At 44.2% G+C, this 21577-nt stretch carries 20 protein-coding genes and 2 tRNA genes; 5 read left to right on the top strand and 17 right to left on the bottom strand.

Translation table 11 applies throughout. From position 1 onward, the window contains the following. Positions 1-120: 120 nt before the first annotated feature. From BKM01_RS01625 to BKM01_RS01615, 3 genes are all read right to left on the bottom strand, one after another. Positions 121-193: transfer RNA gene (locus BKM01_RS01625), tRNA-Asp, on the bottom strand. 95 nt (positions 194-288) lie between these two features. Further along, positions 289-400 (bottom strand) — tRNA-Tyr (locus BKM01_RS01620). A gap of 175 nt (positions 401-575) precedes the next feature. Further along, positions 576-1775, bottom strand: a complete 1200-nt coding sequence (locus tag BKM01_RS01615) for a methionine adenosyltransferase (RefSeq protein ID WP_072360456.1) — start codon at positions 1773-1775, stop codon at positions 576-578. 217 nt (positions 1776-1992) lie between these two features. Between BKM01_RS01615 and hisG the strand changes: the two genes are divergently transcribed. Genes hisG through hisB form a run of 3 tightly spaced genes read left to right on the top strand, consistent with a single transcriptional unit; the run spans position 1993 to position 4193 of the window. After that, the gene (gene hisG / locus BKM01_RS01610) at positions 1993-2847 is read left to right on the top strand and encodes an ATP phosphoribosyltransferase (protein WP_072360823.1); all 855 of its coding nucleotides are present in this window, start codon (positions 1993-1995) and stop codon (positions 2845-2847) included. 12 nt (positions 2848-2859) lie between these two features. Next, positions 2860-3612, top strand: a complete 753-nt coding sequence (gene hisA / locus BKM01_RS01605) for a 1-(5-phosphoribosyl)-5-[(5-phosphoribosylamino)methylideneamino]imidazole-4-carboxamide isomerase (protein WP_072360458.1) — start codon at positions 2860-2862, stop codon at positions 3610-3612. Between the two features lie 2 nt (positions 3613-3614). Further along, a complete protein-coding gene (gene hisB / locus BKM01_RS01600) occupies positions 3615-4193 on the top strand; it encodes an imidazoleglycerol-phosphate dehydratase HisB (protein WP_072360460.1) in 579 nt (192 codons plus the stop codon). Here hisB and BKM01_RS01595 read toward each other — a convergent pair whose 3' ends face one another. The 10 genes from BKM01_RS01595 to argC form a co-directional block, all read right to left on the bottom strand. Next, positions 4194-6296: a MutS-related protein gene (locus BKM01_RS01595; RefSeq protein ID WP_072360462.1), complete on the bottom strand. Its 2103-nt coding sequence runs from the start codon at positions 6294-6296 to the stop codon at positions 4194-4196. It abuts the gene before it with no gap. 1 nt (position 6297) lies between these two features. Then, complete coding sequence (locus tag BKM01_RS01590; RefSeq protein WP_072360464.1) at positions 6298-7152, bottom strand: DUF4130 domain-containing protein; 855 nt, start codon at positions 7150-7152, stop codon at positions 6298-6300. Beyond that, positions 7149-8285: a radical SAM protein gene (locus BKM01_RS01585; protein WP_072360466.1), complete on the bottom strand. Its 1137-nt coding sequence runs from the start codon at positions 8283-8285 to the stop codon at positions 7149-7151. Before BKM01_RS01585 ends, BKM01_RS01590 begins: the two co-directional genes overlap by 4 nt. Before the next feature lie 69 nt (positions 8286-8354). Beyond that, positions 8355-8870 carry an ArsR/SmtB family transcription factor gene (locus tag BKM01_RS01580; RefSeq protein ID WP_072360468.1) on the bottom strand — a complete coding sequence of 172 codons (516 nt, stop codon included), beginning with the start codon at positions 8868-8870 and terminating at the stop codon, positions 8355-8357. A gap of 46 nt (positions 8871-8916) precedes the next feature. Further along, positions 8917-9636 carry a sugar phosphate isomerase/epimerase family protein gene (locus BKM01_RS01575; RefSeq protein ID WP_072360470.1) on the bottom strand — a complete coding sequence of 240 codons (720 nt, stop codon included), beginning with the start codon at positions 9634-9636 and terminating at the stop codon, positions 8917-8919. A 137-nt stretch (positions 9637-9773) separates the two neighbouring features. Then, complete coding sequence (locus BKM01_RS01570; RefSeq protein WP_072360472.1) at positions 9774-11096, bottom strand: ADP-dependent glucokinase/phosphofructokinase; 1323 nt, start codon at positions 11094-11096, stop codon at positions 9774-9776. Continuing rightward, positions 11097-12572: an ADP-specific phosphofructokinase gene (gene pfkC, locus BKM01_RS01565; protein ID WP_072360474.1), complete on the bottom strand. Its 1476-nt coding sequence runs from the start codon at positions 12570-12572 to the stop codon at positions 11097-11099. A gap of 21 nt (positions 12573-12593) precedes the next feature. Further along, positions 12594-13772 carry a bifunctional ornithine acetyltransferase/N-acetylglutamate synthase gene (gene argJ, locus BKM01_RS01560; RefSeq protein ID WP_072360477.1) on the bottom strand — a complete coding sequence of 393 codons (1179 nt, stop codon included), beginning with the start codon at positions 13770-13772 and terminating at the stop codon, positions 12594-12596. Between the two features lie 10 nt (positions 13773-13782). Then, the gene (locus BKM01_RS01555) at positions 13783-14247 is read right to left on the bottom strand and encodes a CBS domain-containing protein (RefSeq protein ID WP_072360479.1); all 465 of its coding nucleotides are present in this window, start codon (positions 14245-14247) and stop codon (positions 13783-13785) included. Between the two features lie 19 nt (positions 14248-14266). Beyond that, positions 14267-15286 (bottom strand): N-acetyl-gamma-glutamyl-phosphate reductase, encoded by a 1020-nt coding sequence (gene argC / locus BKM01_RS01550; RefSeq protein WP_072360481.1) that lies wholly within the window; start codon positions 15284-15286, stop codon positions 14267-14269. A 62-nt stretch (positions 15287-15348) separates the two neighbouring features. On the opposite strand from argC, the gene BKM01_RS01545 reads away from it, so the two are divergent. Continuing rightward, positions 15349-15777 (top strand): nucleoside 2-deoxyribosyltransferase, encoded by a 429-nt coding sequence (locus BKM01_RS01545; RefSeq protein ID WP_072360483.1) that lies wholly within the window; start codon positions 15349-15351, stop codon positions 15775-15777. A gap of 5 nt (positions 15778-15782) precedes the next feature. On the opposite strand, the gene BKM01_RS01540 is transcribed toward BKM01_RS01545, so the two are convergent. From BKM01_RS01540 to acs, 4 genes are all read right to left on the bottom strand, one after another. Further along, complete coding sequence (locus BKM01_RS01540; protein ID WP_072360485.1) at positions 15783-16376, bottom strand: TIGR00296 family protein; 594 nt, start codon at positions 16374-16376, stop codon at positions 15783-15785. Between the two features lie 14 nt (positions 16377-16390). After that, on the bottom strand, positions 16391-17635 hold the full coding sequence (locus tag BKM01_RS01535) for a phosphoglycerate kinase (protein WP_072360487.1): 1245 nt from the start codon (positions 17633-17635) through the stop codon (positions 16391-16393). Between the two features lie 71 nt (positions 17636-17706). Continuing rightward, positions 17707-18774: a phosphotransacetylase family protein gene (locus tag BKM01_RS01530; RefSeq protein ID WP_072360488.1), complete on the bottom strand. Its 1068-nt coding sequence runs from the start codon at positions 18772-18774 to the stop codon at positions 17707-17709. Positions 18775-18791: 17 nt separating this feature from the next. Next, entirely contained in the window at positions 18792-20885 is a 2094-nt protein-coding gene (acs, locus tag BKM01_RS01525) for an acetate--CoA ligase alpha subunit (RefSeq protein ID WP_072360490.1), read from the bottom strand. 117 nt (positions 20886-21002) lie between these two features. Between acs and BKM01_RS01520 the strand changes: the two genes are divergently transcribed. Continuing rightward, positions 21003-21569, top strand: a complete 567-nt coding sequence (locus tag BKM01_RS01520; RefSeq protein ID WP_072360492.1) for a flavodoxin family protein — start codon at positions 21003-21005, stop codon at positions 21567-21569. The last annotated feature ends 8 nt before the right edge of the window (positions 21570-21577 follow it).

The following is a 21577-nucleotide window of genomic DNA, read 5'->3' as shown; positions in this document are numbered from 1 at the left end:
ATACACATGGACAGACGTGTTACTAGAACAATAATTATACTACTCTGTTACAGAATTATAGAAAAATTAGATGTGAGTTTTGGCCCCGGCAGAACCGGGACCTTTCGGAAAAGTTTTGTACGCCCGAACCGGGATTCGAACCCGGGTCGGGGCCTCGACAGGGCCCCATGATAGGCCTCTACACTATTCGGACAATGTCCGGGCACACTTTTCCGCTCACAAGAGCAGCACCCAAATACATTTAATTCTATATAAGGGTTTTGTTTACACCCCTTTAGAAGAGGTGTTTGGTCCCGCCTCCCAGACTCGAACCGGGGGCATCGCGGTAACCGCGCGGTATGTGGATAATCCACACAAACCATACTACAGCCGCGCACTCTACCAACTGAGTTAAGGCGGGACATTACTCAGCGAGATACTCTCATCCTCACAATCTTATATAGACTTTTCGCCGAATTCCCATTCCAAAGGCATATAAATTCAATATCCGCAGGAAATTTCACCAGCGCTTAAAAGCAAAAATAAAAAAACAGAATTCAAAACCACTGAAAAGAATAAAAAGAGGCAATCTTGTCTCAGAAAGTGTCAATTGCCCCATTTATAACAAGATCGGTAACCTTGGTAATATTACCAAGCCACTCATCGGCTACTGCTTCGGCATCATCCTGAACCGTAGCAAAATTTGCCCCATCTTCGGGAATTACCTGGATGCTGGCAGCCATGGGCTGATCAATAGGTTTACCTATCTGTGATAGCAGTCGCACATATACTTCATCTACTTGTGGCACGGCTTCCACAATATCCCAGGCCATCTGAGTAGAAAGCAAATTGTATATCTTACCTACATGATTGATAGGGTTCTTACCACTGGTTGCCTCCATACTCATGGGCCTGTTCGGGGTTATCAAACCATTACACCGGTTACCCCGACCAACAGAACCATCGTCACCCATTTCCGCAGAGGTGCCTGTTACCGTCAGGAAGATACAGCCACAACCATCTGCGGTGTTATCGGCAGCATTGACATATGCATTAATGTTCCTGTCAGTGTATTTGCCCGCAATATCCAGAATATAATCCTTCATCTGTTCCTTGAAACTAACATAGGCATCCATATCATCAACATATTTGTCAACCATTCCACAGCAAACAGTCAGGGAAATATCATCTTTATCCCGCAATCCCATAACCTTGATGTCTTCACCTATTGCAGGTAATTTACCTTTCAGATCACCTATAAGCTGCTTCTCGGTATCATAGACGATACGCTCAAGTTCGGAGAATGATGCATGTCCAACACCAAAAGATGTGTCATTGGCAGTGGGAATTTTTTCCCGGCCAAAAACATCCCGCAAGTCAGAAGAACCCGTACCAAGTTTGCAGTCAAGGATTATATCCCTGTCAAGATCAAGATTTACAATATTCTTCCTCAGGTAATCACGGGCTGCCGAGAGAGCCACTGCCTCAGCCGGGATTTCCACACCATTAAATTCTTTTGTAGCCCGTCCTACAAGAAGAGTATAAATTGGTTTGATGACTTCCCCACCTCCAAAAGCAGGAGAGGAGCGACCTGCAACAATCTGGGTTTCATCCGTATTATGGTGAAGTACTGCACCGCATTTTTCGATATATTCCGCACAAAGGGCACGGCTTACAGCCTCTGCAATCCCATCAGATATACTGTCTGGATGTCCCAGACCCTTACGTTCAACAAGCTCTATCTCCTGATTTTCCACAGGTGTCTGGACAAGTTGCTCAACCTTTATATTCCGCATAAACAAACCTCATGAAAACAATGAAATATGAACTAAATAAGGTTCCAGTATCAAATCCCAGATGATATGAAAATATCCATTCTATATAAATTGGATACTATATGAAAATGAATTAATTACTGGAAGCAAGATATCTTATGGATACTTTTTCTTCATCAAACCTTTATATGCAATGAAAGTATTGGAAATGTTGACCCAGATTCCAGAGGCAACCAGGATGATACGCATTGCAATACCAAATAAAGGCAGACTCCACGATCCGACCGTGAAACTCTTCAAAGAAGCAGGTCTCCCGGTACTTGAGGGATCAAGCCGGAAACTTTTTGCAAAAACAACAGACCCGGAAATGATATTTTTATTCGCAAGAGCGGCGGATATCCCCGAATATGTGCAGGACGGAGCTGCAGACGTAGGAATTACCGGGCTTGATCTTATAGATGAAACTGATGCAGAAGTTGAAGTTATGCTGGACCTGCATTTCGGGAGGGCAAAGTTGGTACTTGCAGTCCCTGAAGACTCAGGGATAAAAGCCCCTGAAGAGCTGAAAAACATGCGGGTTGCTACTGAATTCCCAAATATTACAGAGAAATATTTTAAAAATATTGACATACCAGTTGAAGTGATCAAAGTAAGTGGTGCCTGCGAGATGACACCCCATGTGGGAATTGCGGATGCAATTGTTGATATATCCAGTTCCGGCACAACTCTTGTGACAAATCATCTCAGGAAAATTGCAGAGGTGTTCAGCTCATCTGTTTACCTGATTTCAAATGCCGAAAGTTCCCAAAGGGAAGAAAAGATCCAGCACATAAAAACAGCCCTTGAAAGCGTACTCCATGCAAAACAAAAACGCTATCTTATGATGAATGCCCCATCAGGAAAACTGGAAAATATCAAAGACATACTACCCGGTCTTGCGGGACCGACTGTTATGAAAGTAGAATCAAAGAATTCCACCCATGCAGTACATGCTGTTATTGATGCAGACCAGGTCTTTGCAATAGTCAGTGAACTGAAAAAAGCAGGTGCATCAGACATACTTGTTGTACCCATCGAAAGAATGATACCCTGAGGAGAGTAAATAATGGAATTTGAGGTCATCCCCGCTGTAGATATGAAAAACGGGAAATGTGTCCAGTTGATACAGGGACTGCCAGACCAGGAACGTATTTCACTTGATGATCCCGAAGCAGTTGCGATTAAGTGGATTGGACAGGGAGCAAAAACCCTGCATCTGATAGACCTTGACGGAGCCATCGAAGGGAAAAGGAAAAACGCCCCTATAATAGAAAAAATCATAGTGCTGTGTGAAAGACAAGGAGTCGAAGTACAGGTAGGTGGCGGAATTCGCTCTTTTGAGGATGCTGCAAACCTCCTGCACATGGGCGCCAAAAGGGTTATACTAAGCACCGCAGCTGTCCAAAATCCTGATCTGGTTGAAAAACTTGCCAGAAAATTCAAGCCTGAAAACATTAATGTCGCCCTGGATTCAAAAAATGGCAAGGTTTCTACAAAGGGATGGACCGAGCAATCCGAGTATACTGCAGTACAGCTCGGGAAAATGTTCGAAGAAAAAGGCGCAGGAAGCATTCTGTTCACCAACATAGACAAAGAAGGATTAATGGAAGGTGTGGACACAGAACCCACAACAGAGCTGGTTAATGAACTTACAATACCGGTGATTGCTTCCGGAGGAGTTACCACCCTGGAAGACATAATGACCCTGAAAAAGACCGGTGCCTGCGGTGTTGTGGTAGGTAGTGCCCTTTATGCAGGAAATTTTACCCTTACAGAAGCGATAAATACAATCAGAGAGGAAATCTCTGGTGGAGAGTAAGTATGCCAAGAATTTCCACTGTATCCCGTACTACCAGAGAAACCAGCATAGAACTTACGATCAACATCGATGGCAAAGGGGATTCACAGATAAATACAGGCATCGGTTTTTTTGACCACATGCTGGTGTGTTTTGCACGACATTCAGGTTTTGACCTTACAATCGATGCTAAAGGTGATCTGGAAGTAGACGGTCATCACCTGGTGGAGGATATTGGGATCGTAATGGGGCAGGCCTTTGATCGGATAATGGCAGAAAAGTCGGGAATTGCCCGTTTTGGAGAATCAAGAATACCAATGGATGAGGCTCTTGCCAGCGTAGTAGTGGATATAGGAGGGCGAAGTTATCTCGTGATGGACACTACTTTTGAATCCGAAAAAGTAGGGGAATTCAACACCCAGCTTACAAGGCATTTCTTTGAATCATTCGTCTCCAATGCAAAAGTCACCCTACATGCAACTGTATATGGTTACAATGACCACCACAAAATCGAAGCCCTTTTCAAGGCATTTGCTCAGGCAATGAAAAAAGCGACGGTTATCGAGGGCAAAGGGGTCAAAAGTACAAAGGGATGCCTCTGATTAGCATCCTTTTTCGAATTTATTTTTCAGACGTCTGTAAAACTCCCTTTCAACTTCCCCCCCGCTTCTGAAAAGACGCTCCACGATTAATTCCGGAGTACTCTTTGCAATATGATTATAAATCGGATTGCGATCAACAATCAGGTTCAATTCATTATCAAGTCCTTTTGCTTCAATTCCATCCACCCTGATGGAAGCGTCGGTATTTTCCAGTATCTGGTCGGCAAGATGGGAAACAAAAATAGCCATTGTATTGGATTCTTCAGAAAGGGTTTCAAGTATACCGGCTATGATTTTTGCAGAAGCTCCGGGTTCGGTAATGGATTCAAGTTCATCGACAAGCACAAGTTTGGATCCAGCCCCTGCCAGAGCTGAAAATGAGCGTAAGGTCGTTTCAAATGCCCCCGCATCAAGAGTCCCTCTGGATTTGCTGAAATAATACAAACTATCAACCGGCCCTATCTTTAATTCATCTGCAGGCACAGGGAAACCCATGTGGGAAAGAATTGTACATTGAGCCACTAACTCCAGCATGGATGTTTTTCCTCCGGAATTCACACCACTTAAGAGAACTACCGGAGAGGAGGGAACTTGCGAAGGAGACATGATCGAGCCCAGGGAATAATCTATAGGTTCCACAGCAACACTCTTTTCGCAAAGGAAAATATTTTTTCCATTCTTGAGTCCCATACCACATTCATCTTCAAAGCCGGCAAGTTGCATCTGCAGAGAATGACCAAAACGGGCCACTGCCAAACCCACATCCAGATCAAGTAACCTCATAACAAGTTGTTTCAGGGGTTGCCTGAATTCGTGTAGCTCATATGCAATATCCCTTTTATGAGTAACTTCCCTGCGGAATATCTGCTGTTTGATCTGTTCTTTGAATTTTTGTAACTGGGACACGTCGGCTTCTACAGGATAACAAAGTTCAGAGGGGAAAAAATAATCCACAAATAGGCATTCATTTTGCTTCATTGAAAGAGTGTCAATGAATTCTTTCCTGGCATCATTAATTATCTGGCTGAAAGATGCCGATATATTGCGTGAAAGAATATCCTTTAACTCCACCTCATCCCTGATAACACCCAACATGTCATTCCCGCTGAGTGTAATACTACTTTTTTGGAGGAGATCATTTATTTCCCGGTTGCACTGGTCTACATATTTTGTAAGTTCCGAATCCACATTGTCCAGAATATGGTGTAAGCGGTCTATTTCGCCGTCCCTGCCTTCAACAATATTTCCTTCAGGATTAATGGCAGCCATGAGATTGCTAAGAGACGAAATATCCGCATTGACTATTGAAGGTATGCCCGCTTTATCCAGTATAATTGCAAGATCCAATGCATTCATTATTCGTTCATGATTGAAAGCAAAAAAAGAAATTTGTTTTTCGGGTAAAATATGCCATTCCTCAATTTCCCGGGTATTTGTTATTATTTCAGGATTCGTATCCTCTGGAAAATCATATTCCAGGAAGGGTTCTCCTATGGCAATTACATGGGGATAACTGCGTGCAACATCTGCAAATTCCAGAGGATCTTCCACCAGCTGGACCTCAATGCTTTTACCATATTTTTCTTTTAAAATGCTGTAATCATCAGTATTTGAAGTGACAATTACCCTATCCCTGACCCGGGGAATTGAAGGAAAGTTTTTCAGAGGTTTTATTCTGGAAAGACTTGCTGAAATCCTATCCATATCATCGAGCATGGAGAGATATTCCATATGGTTTTCAACCCAGTCCCGGTTTATGCCAATAAGGTCTTTCCTGCTTGAAGGATATGGGATATAAGTGTGCAACTTATCCCTCGCATAGGGGGTAGAAGCATAATTTTTGATAGAATCAATTACCCTTTCATAAATATCGACTGAATCCCGGGTTTTCAAAAAAGAGGAGATATCAATACCATCCTCTGTTGATCTCACATCGTGTACGAGGGATATGGCATACCTTCTTCCTACCCCTTCGATCTCCGATATACTGGCTATATCCCCTCTGAGAATTGCCGCCATGGCGTCCTCTTCACATCCAAAATGAGATATAAAGCGCTGTGCCATCTTTTCTCCTATACGTGGAGCATCAACCAGTGACTGCATATTATTGACCACCTTGTTTCTCATTCACAAAATCAAGTAGTGTAGATGTGGGAATACCCCGTTCTACAAAATACCGATCTTTTTTAGACATTGTACTATAGCCGGAATCGCCGCGGGGCTGTAATCTTTTTGAAAGTGAATGATTACGCCTGTTGTTTATCATCTGGCTTTTGTAATAAGTATCCCAAAATTCTTCCAGATTAGCAGAATCTTCAGAAGGAATCAAATGTCGTATTGAATCCACAGATGTTTTCAGGAAGTGCTGCATCTTCAGGATTTCACCATTGCATACATAAGCAAATTTTCCATCAACAACAATTACGGCCCTATCGGGATTGCGTACTGCAAGCCACCTGCAAAGCATATCAGAAACACGGTTTTTGGGAGTTACATTTGCATAAAGGACTGTTTCTCCGCAAACTGGCCGCACAAACATGCAAAGTCTGTGATAATTGTTCTTTACCTCACGCATGTATCGGTAATATCGCTTGCAAAGTCTTTCTTTACCACAATAAAGACTATCTACCTCCCCTTCATACCCATGCAATAGTCTCACAAACTCTGCAGGATTGCATTTCCTGTGCCTGAGCACCAATTCTATGTAATTCAATGGAGGGGAATCAAAATTGGTTATTCTGTGCCACCCATCGGGAAAAACTCTTTTGACCAACTCCTGTTTATCAACCTTACTATTGAATCCAACTCGAATTACTTCAGCTGTCGGGTTGGTCATTTTCAATTTCGTTTCCCCTTCTCCGGGATCACAGGCAAAAATCAGATCTGCCTCAGGCCTTTTTCTCAATTCCAGACAGGCCAGTAAGACACCTGGCACAGTGGCCTTAAAAAGAATAATCATGTGCATTCTCCTGCAAACTGTATAAGGTTAGTTTGCCCGGAACCACCAATTTTGATAAAGGGACGTGCACGACCCATAACAACACCCATACGTGCAAGTTCATCCTCCCCATAAATTGGCCTGGATCTCAGGATACGGGAAGCACTTATAGGCCCTATACCCGGCACCCTGAGCAAAGTAGAGTAATCGGCACTGTTTATTTCTACCGGAAACATTTCCGGGTTAAGCCGGGCAAGTTCAAGTTTAGGATCATCATTCAAAAGGAAACCATCATCATTATAGATTTGATCAATATGCCCGGAATCCAGGCCATAATCCTTCAAAAGATAGGATACCTGATAGAGCCTCTGTTCCCTCCATTTCGGAGATGTTGAACCATTCTCAAGCGGCGTATCAGGAACCGGGTCAAAACTCATAAAATAAGGCCTGCGCAACTGGTATTTTTCCATGAAATCATGCACGGTATTCACAATATCCCTGTCGGGTTCGTCGAGGGCACCCACCACAAACTGGGTATCGTTGGCACCTATGATCTTACGATCATATCTGTGCAGTTTCCTCTGTTTTCTTATCAATTTGCAGGTCCAGTTCAAACGCTGAAGGACATCATTCTTGTAATCGAAATTGGGACAGATTTCCGAATAGTTCACAGAACCCGTTGTTTCTGCATTTACCCCAAATTTGTTGGCAACCCCGGCTACCTCCTGCAGCAAATGGAAAGGTGTACCGGGCATGAGCCGAAGGTGGATATAACCCTTAAACCCCTGATTTCTCAGGAGCCGGGCCACATGAAGCTGTTTTTCGGTTGTTGTTTCAGGATCTCCGATAATACCGGAGGAAAGGAACAGGCCTTCGATCGTATTTTTCCTGTAAAAGTCCCAGGTAATCTTCACAATCTCTTCCGGGGACAGGGAAACCCTGCGCACATCCCTATGGCAGCGATTCGGGCAATAGGTACATTCTCCGGCACAGTAGTTGGTCAGCAATGTCTTGTATAATTGTATGCAGCGCCCGTCTGGCCCGAAAGCGTGGCATACTGCACTCTGGTTACAGCTGTCATACTTTGTACCCGAGGAAAGGTATCGCATCCTCTCATGCAAAGTGAAATGATAGCCGTCTGAAGGAATACTCATTACATGTAACTAAGTTCATCGCCTATATAAGAGACAAGAAAGTGGATTGAAAGTATTCATTGGGCACCTTCATTCCCTGACATGGATGTCAAGCCGAATCCGTGTGATAGGTTCCAGCTTTTTCCAGTCCACGATTGTATCATCTTCCAGCACGCAGTCATTCACGTTTTTATCCCCGAATTGGCCATCAATCTCATAGACAAAAAGGCCTTCCTCCCCATCAGTAGAAACAATCATCTCCCTATCCCCCTTTTTCCTGACATCAATATCTGCCACATTGCGCAGGGCTTCCATAAGGGAAGCACCTTTCTCGACTTCCACATGCCTGGTGGGAGCAAACGAATCAACGGCCAGATGGATATTTTTCCTGTTGGGTTTTAATACGTGGGATTTACCGAAAACATGCCTTTCAAGAAGTTCGGATTCTTCAAGCACCTTTACATGCTTGGAAATTACCGGTACTGAAATATCCAGCTCCCGGGCAATTTCAGATATATGCATTTCGTTGCTGCTTAAGAGTTCCAGTATTTTAATCCGGGTTTCACTACCAAGTGCATGAAAAATCCTGCATCCCATTGAACTCATACATAAGTCAAGTGAATTGTAAATATATAAATTTAACTGGATTTGTTCATTTGATACCCATATTTTTCAGAGCAGAAATACTTTGAAGAGCATCTTCAGCTGATTTATTCTCAATTATCTTAATAGAGTTGTTTTGGCGGAGTAATCCCTGTATGGCCGAAAAATCAATGTTTCCCTCACCAGGAGGCAAATGTTCATCGTTATTCCCGTGGTTATCATGAATATGAAAATGGGAAATCTCACGTTCAAGAAAAGCCTCCAGATTGCCCATTGTGTTGGCATGACCAATATCCAGTACAAAATCATTTGCCCCTATCTCAAAATCCGGTTCCCTGAAAAGGAAACATTCCCATTTGGGCATATTTTCCACACATATCCGTACACCGGCATCCTCACCAATCCTTTCCAGTACAGGCAACGATTTTTGGAATGCATTAAATGCAAAATCCCTATCATAAGCAAAGGGGAAATAACCGGGATGGACAACCATGACTTCAGCATCAATTTCATTACATATATCTGCCATGTCTTCCACAAGTTGAAGAGCTGCATTCCTTATAGGCTCGCGAATACTTGCAAGATTGAGGTCTGTACTGGGAGCATGAACCGTATATTCCAGGTCATAGGAAAAAGTGATTTCATCCTGCCTGAAGAGGTCATGTTTTCCTTCGGAAAAGATTTCTGCACAATTGACAACGTGTTCAATATTTTGTAAAGCTTCACCAAGAGATAAGTCGTGATAAGCAAACGAAGAGATACCGATCATAAGAAAATACTCCTGAGTTACAAATAAGAACCCTAATTATTTTAACTTATGGCAAGTGTACTTGAGACTATATTAAGATTAACTCGAATCAAATAAAATCAATAAAAGCAGCAAAATAAAATGGATAAATTAAAATTTTAGGATTTATTGCGTAATTCAAGCAAGCGCAGAAAAGAAGATGCAGTAAATGTATCTCCCAATCCAACTGTCACTGCCGGCTCATTGACCACAAGTGTGGGAATCGCACAAAAATAATACTCATTGAAGATACCATCGATTCCAAAACCGTACTGCTTGGCTCCAGTAATAGACTTTATTCTCTTGACCTGCAGGCTACCATATTCACTGCGCTTGAATTGACTGCACCTTTCCTCCAGTTTGGACCTGTCAGGCAATGATCCTGAAGAAGCAAAGTATGCCGCACACTTCAAACCAAAATCAATAGCATCTATTTTCTCTTCATCCATGTTATCTGAAGCAGAGAGGCAAAAGACAAAATCCCTGGTATGTACAACAAGGGCTCTGGCCAAACTATTTTTAATGCAATTGCGGGCCGCTTGAAACATTGCGGAAATATCCATTTCATGTATGCCTTCAATCCCAAAACCCATCTTCTGCGTCAGGGTTGCAAGTTCGTCTTCATTCAAACCCATAGAATCAACCCTTCCTGCAAGTTCAACGAAGACATTTTTGGCCATATCCGCTGTCGCAAAATGACCCAACTCAGCATGGATGAAAAACCCAGCCACCGAATTCCATTCATCAATCTGTGCAAGGACAGGGGACAACTTTTCTTTGAAAGAAGAACCATCCGGATAAGAGGGTTGGAGCATATGAAAACCGGATACAACTGCACCATCGATTTCCCCAATATGTGCTGTTGCATATTGCTTGAAGAAGGAAGAAATCGTCATTTGAGGGTTGAATTCATCAAATGTTGCAATGAACCTGTTTTCCCGGGATACAGTTATCCTGCGGCCGTATAAGTTGAAACTATCTCCCTGACGGAAATCAAAAACAAAATGTACCGGTTCCTCATCTCCACTCTGGCTTTCGAATTTTGGAGGGAGCACCATTCCCCTTTTTGAAAAAAGAGCCTCCTGTGTCCCGGAAAGATAAACAACATTGGGAACAATCATATCTACATTGAGCCCGGAGAGGACATTGGCCATTATACCCATATTCCCTCCTATCCTGATCTCTGCCTCTTCAAAAAAACGTTTTTTGAGATAATCAAGAACATCCATGGAATAAATGAACCATTCTGCACCCCTGCCGTATTCCATACAATGGATAAGACCGGCAAGGAAATCTTCGAGGGAATTGATAATATGTGGCTGGTTTTCAAGCTTCATCAGCAGTTCATTTTTATCCACCTCACCAAGGACGGATTCCACATCCCTGCCGGTTACCCTGTAAACTGCATCGATATTAGCATTGTAACCGCAAAGGATATTCATTCAATCCTCCCGCAGACTGCACATGCCTGCCAGCACAGCTGCAAAGGCACTTGCTGAAATCGTGTCTCCTATACCTACCGTATCAACGGGATGATCCACCACCCTGGCCGGAATTATCAATATATCATGATTGCGGGTGCAGATACAACCGTTTTCAAAATCTTCCAGATTACATTTTCCCTGCCTGACAAGATAGGCACCCAGTTTTTCAATTTGGTCCATTCCCTGGGTGGATATAGGTACATCAAGACCTGCTTTTATGTCCTCAAAACTTTTTATCCCGCCCAGAAGGGCCCTGGAAGCAGCTGTAGTGGATGCAAAAAGCAGGGAATCAAGATGTTGTTCAACATCAATTGGACAATCTTTGGAAACAACACAGATATAAAAGCCCAAGGAGTGTACATGAATCCTCTGTAACTTGAGCTCATGAAGCAGCCGGACAGCTCCTTCATAAAGGGATACTATAGCATCTTCTTCCTTTTTGATTACCGAATATGCAAGTTCTTCATAACCTAAAACATTCAATGCATTGGCAACTTCCACAGTATCAAGACCCAGTGAATGGACATGATTGCGCACAATATCATTCAGAATTGCCGAGCGAATGAATTTATTCTGTATGGAGGTGAATTCCACATGTATACAAATATCAGGATTGGCTTTTTTTAACTGGCCTATTGCCCCTACCGCACGTTCTACATAATCCCTGTAAGTCTTACCATCTTCATATTCTTCTTTTATCATCTGGTAACCAGAGAGAATTGCCCCATCTACGGTTCTGCCCATCTCGGGAAGATGCTCATAGATCTCATCAGACATATCAATACGGATCCAGGGCGGACGTGATGAAATGATCAGGCGGTTATTGCGAGGAACTATTATCCTGTCCTCGGCATATTTTACAGAGAGTCCTTTATTGAATTCGATTATCCAGTTTACCTTGGCTTTATAATCGGAGTTGCAGGCCTCTGCAGGAGGAAGCAATTCCATTCTTCCCTGCCTGACAAAAGGATGTAAAAGATTAGGTGAAGATACAAAATAATCTGCCTGCTCAGGGGAAAGCCAGGGGATATAAGCAATTACTTTATTCAGGTCCATGTTGGCAAGCAGATTGGATATTATCCCGGCCTGCCCCCCCATCCTGGCTTCATCAAAAACAAGATTATCGGTCAACCATTCATGGATATCAGTTGAATAGGTGGGAATTTCCGCAGCTTTACCGTCCTTCATTGCAATCAGGAGTCGTGCAAGGAAATCTACAGGAGAATCTATCTGTCGGGGATAGGAAAATATTCTCTGCTGGACAGTATCCACATCCACTTTCCTCAGCAGGTTTTCCACATCACCGGGGCCAATATGCTTGATGGCGTCCACATTACTGTTATAGGCAACAAATATTCTGTTTACACAGGAAATATTTCGTGCAACCGACTCATAACCTTCAATGTATCTCTTATCCCACTCAGATATATCCATTAAAATTCCCCTGAAACAATATCATGTAGTATATTCCGCATTAATACGCACATAATCATATGTCAGATCACAACCCCAGGCAACCGCAAAAGCTTCCCCAAGTGAAAGGTCCACTGAAATTATGACAGTATCGCTTTCCATTATGGATTTTAGTTGTTGGTTGGCAGAGGTATCCGCCACCTGACCGTGATCTACCAGAGTAACTGCATTTTTCCCATCCGAAAATTTCAGGGAAACCTTATCCTGATCAAGAGAGGCACCTGAATATCCAGCTGCAGCAACAACCCTTCCCCAGTTGGGATCATGCCCGTATATTGCAGATTTTACAAGAGGTGACCGTACAATGGTTTTGGCAACCTTGCGTGCATCAGCCAGGTCAGAGGCACCGTTTACCTGTACTTCGATAAGTTTGGTAGCACCCTCCCCGTCACGGGCAATTTTCTTTGCAAGTTCCACAAGGACATAATCAAGTCCTCTCTGGAAATTTGCTACATCAGGAGCTATTGAAGAAGCACCTGTTGCGGTTAACAGAGCCATGTCATTGGTACTGGTATCACCATCGACTACCATCATGTTAAAACTGGAATCGTTGGCTTTTACAAGACATTCTTTCAGTGTATCGGCAGAAAGAATAGCATCAGTATAGATAAAAGCAAGCATTGTTCCCATGTTGGGTTCTATCATGCCGGAACCCTTTGCAATACCTCCGATACGTACACCACATTCCAGTTCTACAGACACTTCCTTTTCGATCAGGTCAGTGGTCATGATGGCTTTTGTAGCATTGCGACAGCCCTGGGGATCTGCAGAAAGCGCCCCATAAACTTCATCCAGATGATCTTTTATCCAACCTACATCAAGAAAACGACCAATCACACCGGTGGATGCAACTGCGATGTGGGATTTCTGAACTCCCAGCTTATCAGCAGCAAGCCTTGCCATCTCACGGGCATCGGCCATTCCCTGTTCACCGGTGAAGGCATTGGCATTTCCACTGTTTATAATTGTGCCTGCAACATATTTATGATTTTCAAGATTGTCCCTGGTAAGCACCACCGGCGCCGCTACAACCTTATTGCGGGTAAAAACACCTGCGCAAGGACCTGCACCTTCAATCAGTGCAAGGCCCATGTAATCATCCTTCAAACCGGCAGCATGGACCCCACGTACCGCACATATACCACCATCAATTACTCTCATGACCGGACCCTCACAGACTACCCAGACCCCTGATGATATCTCCCCTGGTAATGATGCCTGTAAGCTTATCATCTTCAACAACTGGCAGGCGGTTTATCTTGTGTCTGGACATCAGGTGGGAAGCATCTTCAATTGAATCTTCAGGAGAGACAGTGAATACACCGGAGCGCATTATTTTGCTAACCGGCATTGAACCTACATCCGAAAGCATTTTTTTGGTATCTTCCCAGCTTATAAATTCCCGGATAGGGATTTCTATCACCTCAAAGGGACTGGGGAGCCAGAAATCACCATGTTCGGGGGTTTCCAGCAGAGCCAGCAAATCAACCTCTGAAAGTATACCTACAATCTTGCCGTCATCCACTACAGGCATACCACTTATGTCATTATCCTTCAACGACCTGGCAGCATCACTTACTTTGTCTTCGGGACTGCAATAAATCACATCACTGTTCATAATTTCTTTTACAAGCATAAATCCACCTCCAAATAAATCAGGGCGCAAGGCCCGCGTTCCATAGACCATCGGTTTCCCTGAAACCACACATGAGATTCATGTTCTGTATAGCCTGTCCTGAAGCTCCTTTTACGAGATTGTCAATTGCCGAGATAACTACAAGCCTGTTACTGTTTGCGTCAATCTCAAAACCAATATCACAGAAATTGGAGCCACGTACATTACCCAGCGCAGGTATATCATCGACCAGTCTTACAAAGGGACAGTCAGAGTAAAAAGAATCGTATAGTTGCCGTATATCTTCTTCTGAGCATTCTTCTTTAAGAAAGAGATGAGCTGTAGTCAGTATCCCGCGGATAGCAGGGATTACATGAGGAGTAAAATTAACACTATCAAGGCCACCAAGGCCATTCAATTCCTGCCATATCTCCGCCTGGTGGCGATGGGTTGTGAGCTTGTAGGGCTGGATGTTTTCCGCCATGTTAGGGTAATGGGATGCTTGGCTTGGATTCACACCGGCGCCTGTTATGCCGGATTTGGAATCAAAAACTGCAATATCTGCAAGCCCTGCATTAACAACTGGAGCAGCCGCCAGGGTAGCTCCTGTGGGATAACAACCCGGATTGGCAACAAAGGTTTCCCCCTTTACCTCGGGATGCAGTTCCACCAAGCCAAATACTGCTTTGCGGGGGTCATGGTGTTTAGTGCCATAGACCTTTTCAAATTCGTCCACACCCAGACGATAATCCGCACTCAGATCCACTATACGCAGGCCACTGCCAATAAGTTGAGGTACAATATCCATCGCACTGCCATGAGGCACCGCCAGGAATACCACGTCACACCTCTGCCTTACAGCAACCGGATCAAGTTCTTCAAATTCGAGATCTGTCAAACCGGCCAGATGGGCATGTTTTTTGGATACATTTTGTCCGGCAAGTTTTCTTGAAGTTGCCATTTCAAGATTTACATGAGGATGATTGAGAAGAAGGCGCATCAATTCTCCCCCCGTATAGCCGGAGGCACCGATTATGCCTGCATTAACCTTATCTTTCATGCCTTAGTGTTATGTTTTACCACTAATTAAAGTTATTACCATACAGGCAGGCAAGGGACACAATGAATTACAAAAAAATATACCTGGCAGGCCCTCTTTTTTCCGAGGCTGAGAAGAATTTCAATGAACAACTCACAGAGAGAATCGAAAGTGCAGGATATGACGTGTTCCTGCCACAAAGGGATTCAGCAGATACGAAAAATATGCGCAAAGAACAGGATGCTGCAGAATTGTTCCGGAAAAATTCAGAAGCTATAGATAGAGCCGATCTTATAATTGCTATACTGGATGGAGGCAGCGATGTGGATTCCGGTACAGCCTGGGAAATCGGCTATGCTTATGCTAAAAACATCCCGGTAATGGGACTGAGGACTGATTTCCGCACACTTGGAATCGAAGGTACGGTCAACCTGATGATAGAAAAAACCCTAATTAAACTCGTGTATTCAACCGATAAGCTGCTTACAGAACTTGAAAATATGAAAAGATAAGCAGTTTAGAACTGCTTTTCCACGATTTGCCCCTCAGGAGATCCTTCGGAAAAGACCTGTCCTTCAAACCAGTACACTTCGGCACCTGTAAGCCATGCATCCGGTGCAAGTCCGGCTTTTATGCAGGTATGACTCAAAAAATCCACAGCATTAAATCCCTGCTCAGGGGCCACCTGTGGCAGGAGTAAACCCTGATAGAAACCCTGTTTGACTATAAGCCCATGCCTGCCTATCTCTATAAGACCGGGCAAATCTTCAGGAGCCGCATCAATCTTTTCAGGCGGGGTCAGGACGGTAACTTCGACCGTGATTACAGACATCTCCTGCAACTTTACAGGAGGAAAACGCGGATCCCTTGTTGATGCTGAAATGGCAGAATCAACAATTGCATCCTTCAGGGATGAATCTGGATAGGGATGACCAATACAGCCTCTCAAATCTCCTTCCATGGAGAGGGTTACGAAAACGCCGCGCTCCTCTTCAAAGACCGGAGAGAGGGTTATAGAATCCGGATCAAGCTTAGTACCGCTCTCAAGAAATTCAGTGATAGTATTGCGGGCAAGGTTTACCGCCATCTTGCCTTCATCCAGGCCAAGCATAATATTACCTCCACTCAATCGTGTTTTGATATTATGACAGCAGCTTTTTTAAGGGCTTCGATTGCCGGCAGAGGAGTGCCTGCAAGATAGTCGATGCATGAGCCGCCTCCTGTACTTATATGGGAAAAACTGTGATCGAAACCCATATTCCGCACCTCGGCAGAAATATGGCCGCCTCCTGCAATAGAGTAATCGGCTTCAGTGGCAGCTTTTACAATTTCATAGGTCCCCAGTTCAAACCCATCAAATTCGGAAACCCCGGCAGGTCCATTGAGAATCACAGTGCCTGCCTGACTGATTTCCCTGGAATAAGCAACAATCGTTTCAATTCCTATATCATTGATTGGTAGTATCGAATCCCCAACTTCTTCGACCGATACTTCGATCCTGCTGCCGTTATCATTCAATGCTACATCTACGGGCAAACCCACTTTTCCGTCAAAATCGTCAAGAATTTTCTTTGCCCTGTCTATCTGTTCAACGTAGCCCTGGGATTCAATGAAATCCTTATTTGCTTTCCCGATATCAAAACCTGATGCAGCCAGCATTACATTTGCAACAACACCTGTCACAAGTACGCGGTCAGCGCCACCATTTGAAAGTACATTTTCAGCAACCGTAAGGGAATCGTCAACCTTGGCACCACCCAGTACGAAAATACAGGGTCTTCCCCCTCCCTTTATCCCTCTGTCCAGTGAGGTAATCTCTTTTTCCATTAAACGGCCTGCACCACAGGGAAGGAGATGTGTAAAACCCATTAAAGAAAGATGAGAACGATGGGATACTGCAAAAGCATCATTCAAAAAGATGTCCGCAAGGGGAGCCAGGTTTTTCACCATATGTGTGCTTGCATGCTCTTTGGCAGATCGTGAAATGGTTTCCTCAGAATAGAAACGTACATTTTCCAGCAAAAGCACATCCCCTTTTTCCATTGCTGCAATCCTTGAACGTGCATGGGAGCCAAAAATATCATCTACGTATTCCACTTCCCTGCCCAGATAGTAACTTAGTCTTTCTGCATGAGGCTGCATAGTTGTGAAATCACTTTTTCCAGCCCTGCTTTGATGGGCAATCAATACCACCCGTGAATCTTCAAGATCCTTTATTGTGGGAATGTGGCTGCTTATCCTCAGGTCATCCAGAATACTGCCCTCGGGGTCCATCGGGGTATTGATATCAACTCGCACCAGAATTGTTTTGTCGTCAACATCAAAATCATCAATAGTGAAATAATCCTTGTCCTGCACGGTATCCATCACCAGTCAACCTTTCCATTAACATAGGCTACTTCAGCCAAGCCCCTATATACATATCCATATTATATATGTTCTTATAAACCTGCTGAATCCAGTATAGAGTCAACATCCACATTCTCTTCAATCAGTCTAACGATTGTTTCAATCTTGGTCTTCTGCTGAATCCGGGCATGTCCTATTAAATTTTCCATTCTTTCTATCGTGGAAAGAGTGTCACCCCTTACAAGTACAACAACCACGCCTGCTTCATCAGCACTTCCAAGTACAGCTTCGCTGGGCCGGAGATTGCCCGTCAGGATCAATGCCCTTGCCCCAGCCTCTATAGCCGCCATCTGTATATCCGCGCGGTCCCCCCCAGTCACTACTACACTGTTTGGTGTGCGCCGGAAATACTTAATCGCCGAATTAACTTCCATAGCACCCACAAGATAATGTTCAACAAGTTTACCCATTTCCTGTGCACCCGTCAGGACATCTCCTCTCAAATCTTCCACAATTTCTGCTATAGAAACCGCCCCAAGTGTATGATCGCGAGGAATTACACCAAATACCTTCACTCCTTTCTTTTCAAGGAAGGGTACGACCATATCCCTTACCATTCCTAGTTTATCTTCTTCAACTTCATTGAGAATGACACCTGAAAGCATATTCCTGTCATCTATCAATTCAATGTCACAGAGAATCCGGTCCACTGCACTAACCGAATCAAAACGGGTAATCAGCAGGATCTTACTATCCAGTATGGAAGCTACCTGGGGATCTGACAAATTGTACATGGCACCACTGCCTATACCTCCTTCACCCTCTATGAGAACCATATCTTTACCTCTGGAAACTTCCGAATAAGCCTGTTTCAGGGTTTCTTCCAGGTGTTTTTCCACCCCCATCAGAGCATCATTGGTAAGATTCTCGGTAAGCATAATCGGAGTGATGCAGCTGCGGGGGGTCTCAAGAGACAGCAGGTCCCGCATTTGTTCTGCATCCTCATCGGAGAGAACACCATCAACATCAACCAGCAGGTTACCCACCGGTTTCATGTAGCCCACACTTTTCCCACGCTCTTTAAGAATCAAGCCAAGGCCACTGCATATCGAACTTTTACCGGAATAATTTTCAGAAGAACTTACAAGTATTGAAGCCATACAAACCCTCCCTGTTATCAATTTGATTCTTTCAATGTAAGACGCATATCCATAGCAAAACAACCTTCACCTTCTGGAAGGACCATTAACGGATTTATTTCAAACTCAAGGACCTGCGGGAAATCTTCCACAAGCCTGGAAACACGCACGAGGATATCCGCCACCGCATCCACATCATATGCTTTTTCTCCCCTTACACCTGTAAGTAAAGGATATGAACGGATGGAAGAAATCATTGAGTGAGCATCCTTTTCATTGAGTGGGGCGAGCCTGAAAGACACATCTTTAAGGATCTCTACATATGTACCCCCCAGACCAAACATAAGAAGCGGGCCGAACTGCACATCCCTGTTCATACCTATTATCACTTCCCGGCCACCTTCAATCATTCTCTGCAATTGTACACCTGTAATTCGTGCAGAAGGCATGTAGCGGCCTACATCCGACATCATTGTATGATAGGCACGCCTGATATCATCTTTATTCATCAGTGAAAGCCGGATACCTCCAACATCGGTCTTGTGTGAAATGTCAGGAGAAAGGACTTTCATAACTACAGGGTAACCAATCCTTTCACTTTCCTCCACCGCTTCTTCCACAGTGGAAGCCTTCCCGATATCCACAACTGGAATACCATAGGCTTTCAGAAGATCAAATGATTCAAGCCCCAGGATTTTTTTATCCTTTGCTGCTGCTTCATCGAGCAGTGCAGATGCCATTTTCCTATCCGAATGAACCGGTTTGGGTAAAGGATAAGTTATACTTCTCCTTTTTCCGTAATCACACAGGGCACCCATACTGGCAACTGCTCTTTCAGGGAAAATGTAGTTGGGTACTCCCCCTGCTACAAGAATGGAATTACCTTCCATAACACGTGTACCCCCTACAAAACTGCAAAGTACCGGTTTATCAGAATTTTCCATTTTTTGAATTACGATCCTTGCGATGCTTCCCACATCAGTCATAGCCTGGGGAGAAGTCAACAGGATAACACCATCCACATTAGGATCTTTTAACACAATTTCAAGGGCATCACCGTAGAGTTTTGCACTTGCATCCCCCAGTACATCCACAGGATTGTAGAAACTGGCAGCATCCGGCAGAAATTCACGTAAGCCTTCAATTGTTTCACCAGATAAAGAAGCCAGCTCCAGACCTTCATAATAACATGCATCCGCCGTGAGAATACCCAGGCCACCTGCGTTTGTGAGTATGGCAATTCGCCTGCCTGCAGGGATTGGCTGGGTTGAAAATGCCCTTATGTAATCCAGCATGTCCTCCAGCGTATCCGCACGTATCACACCGGCTTTATCAAAAGCGGCATTATAGGCCTGGTCAGAGCCGGCAAGAGTTCCTGTATGGGATGATACTGCCCGGGAACCGGCAGCTGTACGGCCTGATTTGACCAAAACCACAGGTTTTTTCCTGGAGACATCCCTGGCAATTTCAATGAATTGTGACCCATTTTTGATACCTTCCAGATAGGCTGCAATAACCGAGGTTGACGGATCGTCCCGGAATTCGGCCAGGAATTCGTTTTCCCCCAGATCAGCCTTATTCCCAAGGCTTACGAATTTGGAAAAACCCATTCCGTTGGCTTCTGCCCAATCAAGGGTGGAAGTACATATGGCACCGGACTGTGACATCATTGCAATATTGCCCTCATATGCCATCGATGCGGCAAAAGAGGCGTTCAGACCTGCAACCGGATCCATGATTCCCAGACAGTTAGGACCTACCATGTGAATTCCGTATTCCTTACAAATCTCCAGGGACCTGCGTTCAAGTTTAGCTCCCTCAACACCTGCCTCCTTGAAACCCGCAGAGATTACCACCACGTACTTCACCCCTGCCCTGCCGCATTCTTCCAGCGTAGGAGGCACTACTTTTGCAGGTACGACTACAGCAGCAAGATCCACTTCATCGGCCACATCAAGGATGGAGGCATAGCATGTAAGGCCCTCAATCTTTTCCTCGCCGGGATTGACGGGATAGATATTTCCTCTGAAATCCTTTACCAGGTTGGACAGGACAGCATTTCCCACTTTACCCTTTTTCCTTGATGCCCCGATCACAGCCACTGAATCAGGATTAAAAAGACTGGATAACATGATTATTCCCGGCTCCCTCTTTACAATAAGGAGAAGGGCCTATGATTAATAAATTTATACCAAAGTCACCCAAAAGCTAATATTAACATAAACCTATACGGGCAGACAGGTGATCTTATGAAAATTCTGGGCATATCAGGTAGTCCTAAAAAGAACGGAAACAGTGAACAGATGATAAACAGGGTCCTCGCAATGGCTGAAAAAAGAGGATTTACCACTGAGAAGGTTTTCCTCTCAGAGATGGAAGTCAAACCCTGTATTGCATGCGGCAATTGCAGGGAAAGCGAGGAATGTCCTATCAAAGACGATATGGAAATGATCTATCCAAAACTGGATGAAGCGGATGCAATTATCGTGGCTTCCCCGGTCTATTTCGGAAGTCCCACTGCCCAGCTGAAAGCCCTATTTGACAGAAGCGTCCTGCTCAGGAGACATAATTTCAAGCTCAGCAATAAGATTGGTGCAGGTATTGCTATTGGTGGCTCCAGAAATGGGGGACAAGAAAAGACCATACAGGTAATCCAGGACTGGATGCATATTCATGGAATGGTTGTTGTGGGAGATGGCGGACATTTCGGCGGCATTGTCAAGAAGCCATTCAGCGAGGATGAGACAGGCACCAAGACACTGGACGATACTATTGAAAAGGTGTGTGACTTACTCGAAATGATGAAGAAAACATAAATAAGGAG

Source organism: Methanohalophilus portucalensis, from assembly GCF_002761295.1.
Taxonomy (GTDB): domain Archaea; phylum Halobacteriota; class Methanosarcinia; order Methanosarcinales; family Methanosarcinaceae; genus Methanohalophilus; species Methanohalophilus portucalensis.
This window is presented reverse-complemented; position numbering and strand designations above follow the sequence as displayed.

Excerpts from the sequence above, each read along its gene's own strand:
- BKM01_RS01595 (WP_072360462.1), bottom strand. The coding sequence starts at position 6,296 with ATGCAGTCACTGGTTGATGCTCCACGTATAGGAGAAAAGATGGCACAG.
- hisG (WP_072360823.1), top strand. The coding sequence starts at position 1,993 with ATGATACGCATTGCAATACCAAATAAAGGCAGACTCCACGATCCGACC.
- BKM01_RS01575 (WP_072360470.1), bottom strand. The coding sequence starts at position 9,636 with ATGATCGGTATCTCTTCGTTTGCTTATCACGACTTATCTCTTGGTGAA.
- BKM01_RS01590 (WP_072360464.1), bottom strand. The coding sequence starts at position 7,152 with ATGATTATTCTTTTTAAGGCCACTGTGCCAGGTGTCTTACTGGCCTGT.
- BKM01_RS01540 (WP_072360485.1), bottom strand. The coding sequence starts at position 16,376 with ATGCTTGGCCTGGATGAAGGCAAGATGGCGGTAAACCTTGCCCGCAAT.
- BKM01_RS01555 (WP_072360479.1), bottom strand. The coding sequence starts at position 14,247 with ATGCTTGTAAAAGAAATTATGAACAGTGATGTGATTTATTGCAGTCCC.
- BKM01_RS01545 (WP_072360483.1), top strand. The coding sequence starts at position 15,349 with ATGAATTACAAAAAAATATACCTGGCAGGCCCTCTTTTTTCCGAGGCT.
- BKM01_RS01580 (WP_072360468.1), bottom strand. The coding sequence starts at position 8,870 with ATGAGTTCAATGGGATGCAGGATTTTTCATGCACTTGGTAGTGAAACC.
- BKM01_RS01530 (WP_072360488.1), bottom strand. The coding sequence starts at position 18,774 with ATGGCTTCAATACTTGTAAGTTCTTCTGAAAATTATTCCGGTAAAAGT.
- hisA (WP_072360458.1), top strand. The coding sequence starts at position 2,860 with ATGGAATTTGAGGTCATCCCCGCTGTAGATATGAAAAACGGGAAATGT.
- pfkC (WP_072360474.1), bottom strand. The coding sequence starts at position 12,572 with ATGGATATATCTGAGTGGGATAAGAGATACATTGAAGGTTATGAGTCG.
- argJ (WP_072360477.1), bottom strand. The coding sequence starts at position 13,772 with ATGAGAGTAATTGATGGTGGTATATGTGCGGTACGTGGGGTCCATGCT.
- BKM01_RS01570 (WP_072360472.1), bottom strand. The coding sequence starts at position 11,096 with ATGAATATCCTTTGCGGTTACAATGCTAATATCGATGCAGTTTACAGG.
- hisB (WP_072360460.1), top strand. The coding sequence starts at position 3,615 with ATGCCAAGAATTTCCACTGTATCCCGTACTACCAGAGAAACCAGCATA.
- BKM01_RS01585 (WP_072360466.1), bottom strand. The coding sequence starts at position 8,285 with ATGAGTATTCCTTCAGACGGCTATCATTTCACTTTGCATGAGAGGATG.
- BKM01_RS01520 (WP_072360492.1), top strand. The coding sequence starts at position 21,003 with ATGAAAATTCTGGGCATATCAGGTAGTCCTAAAAAGAACGGAAACAGT.
- BKM01_RS01615 (WP_072360456.1), bottom strand. The coding sequence starts at position 1,775 with ATGCGGAATATAAAGGTTGAGCAACTTGTCCAGACACCTGTGGAAAAT.
- argC (WP_072360481.1), bottom strand. The coding sequence starts at position 15,286 with ATGAAAGATAAGGTTAATGCAGGCATAATCGGTGCCTCCGGCTATACG.
- acs (WP_072360490.1), bottom strand. The coding sequence starts at position 20,885 with ATGTTATCCAGTCTTTTTAATCCTGATTCAGTGGCTGTGATCGGGGCA.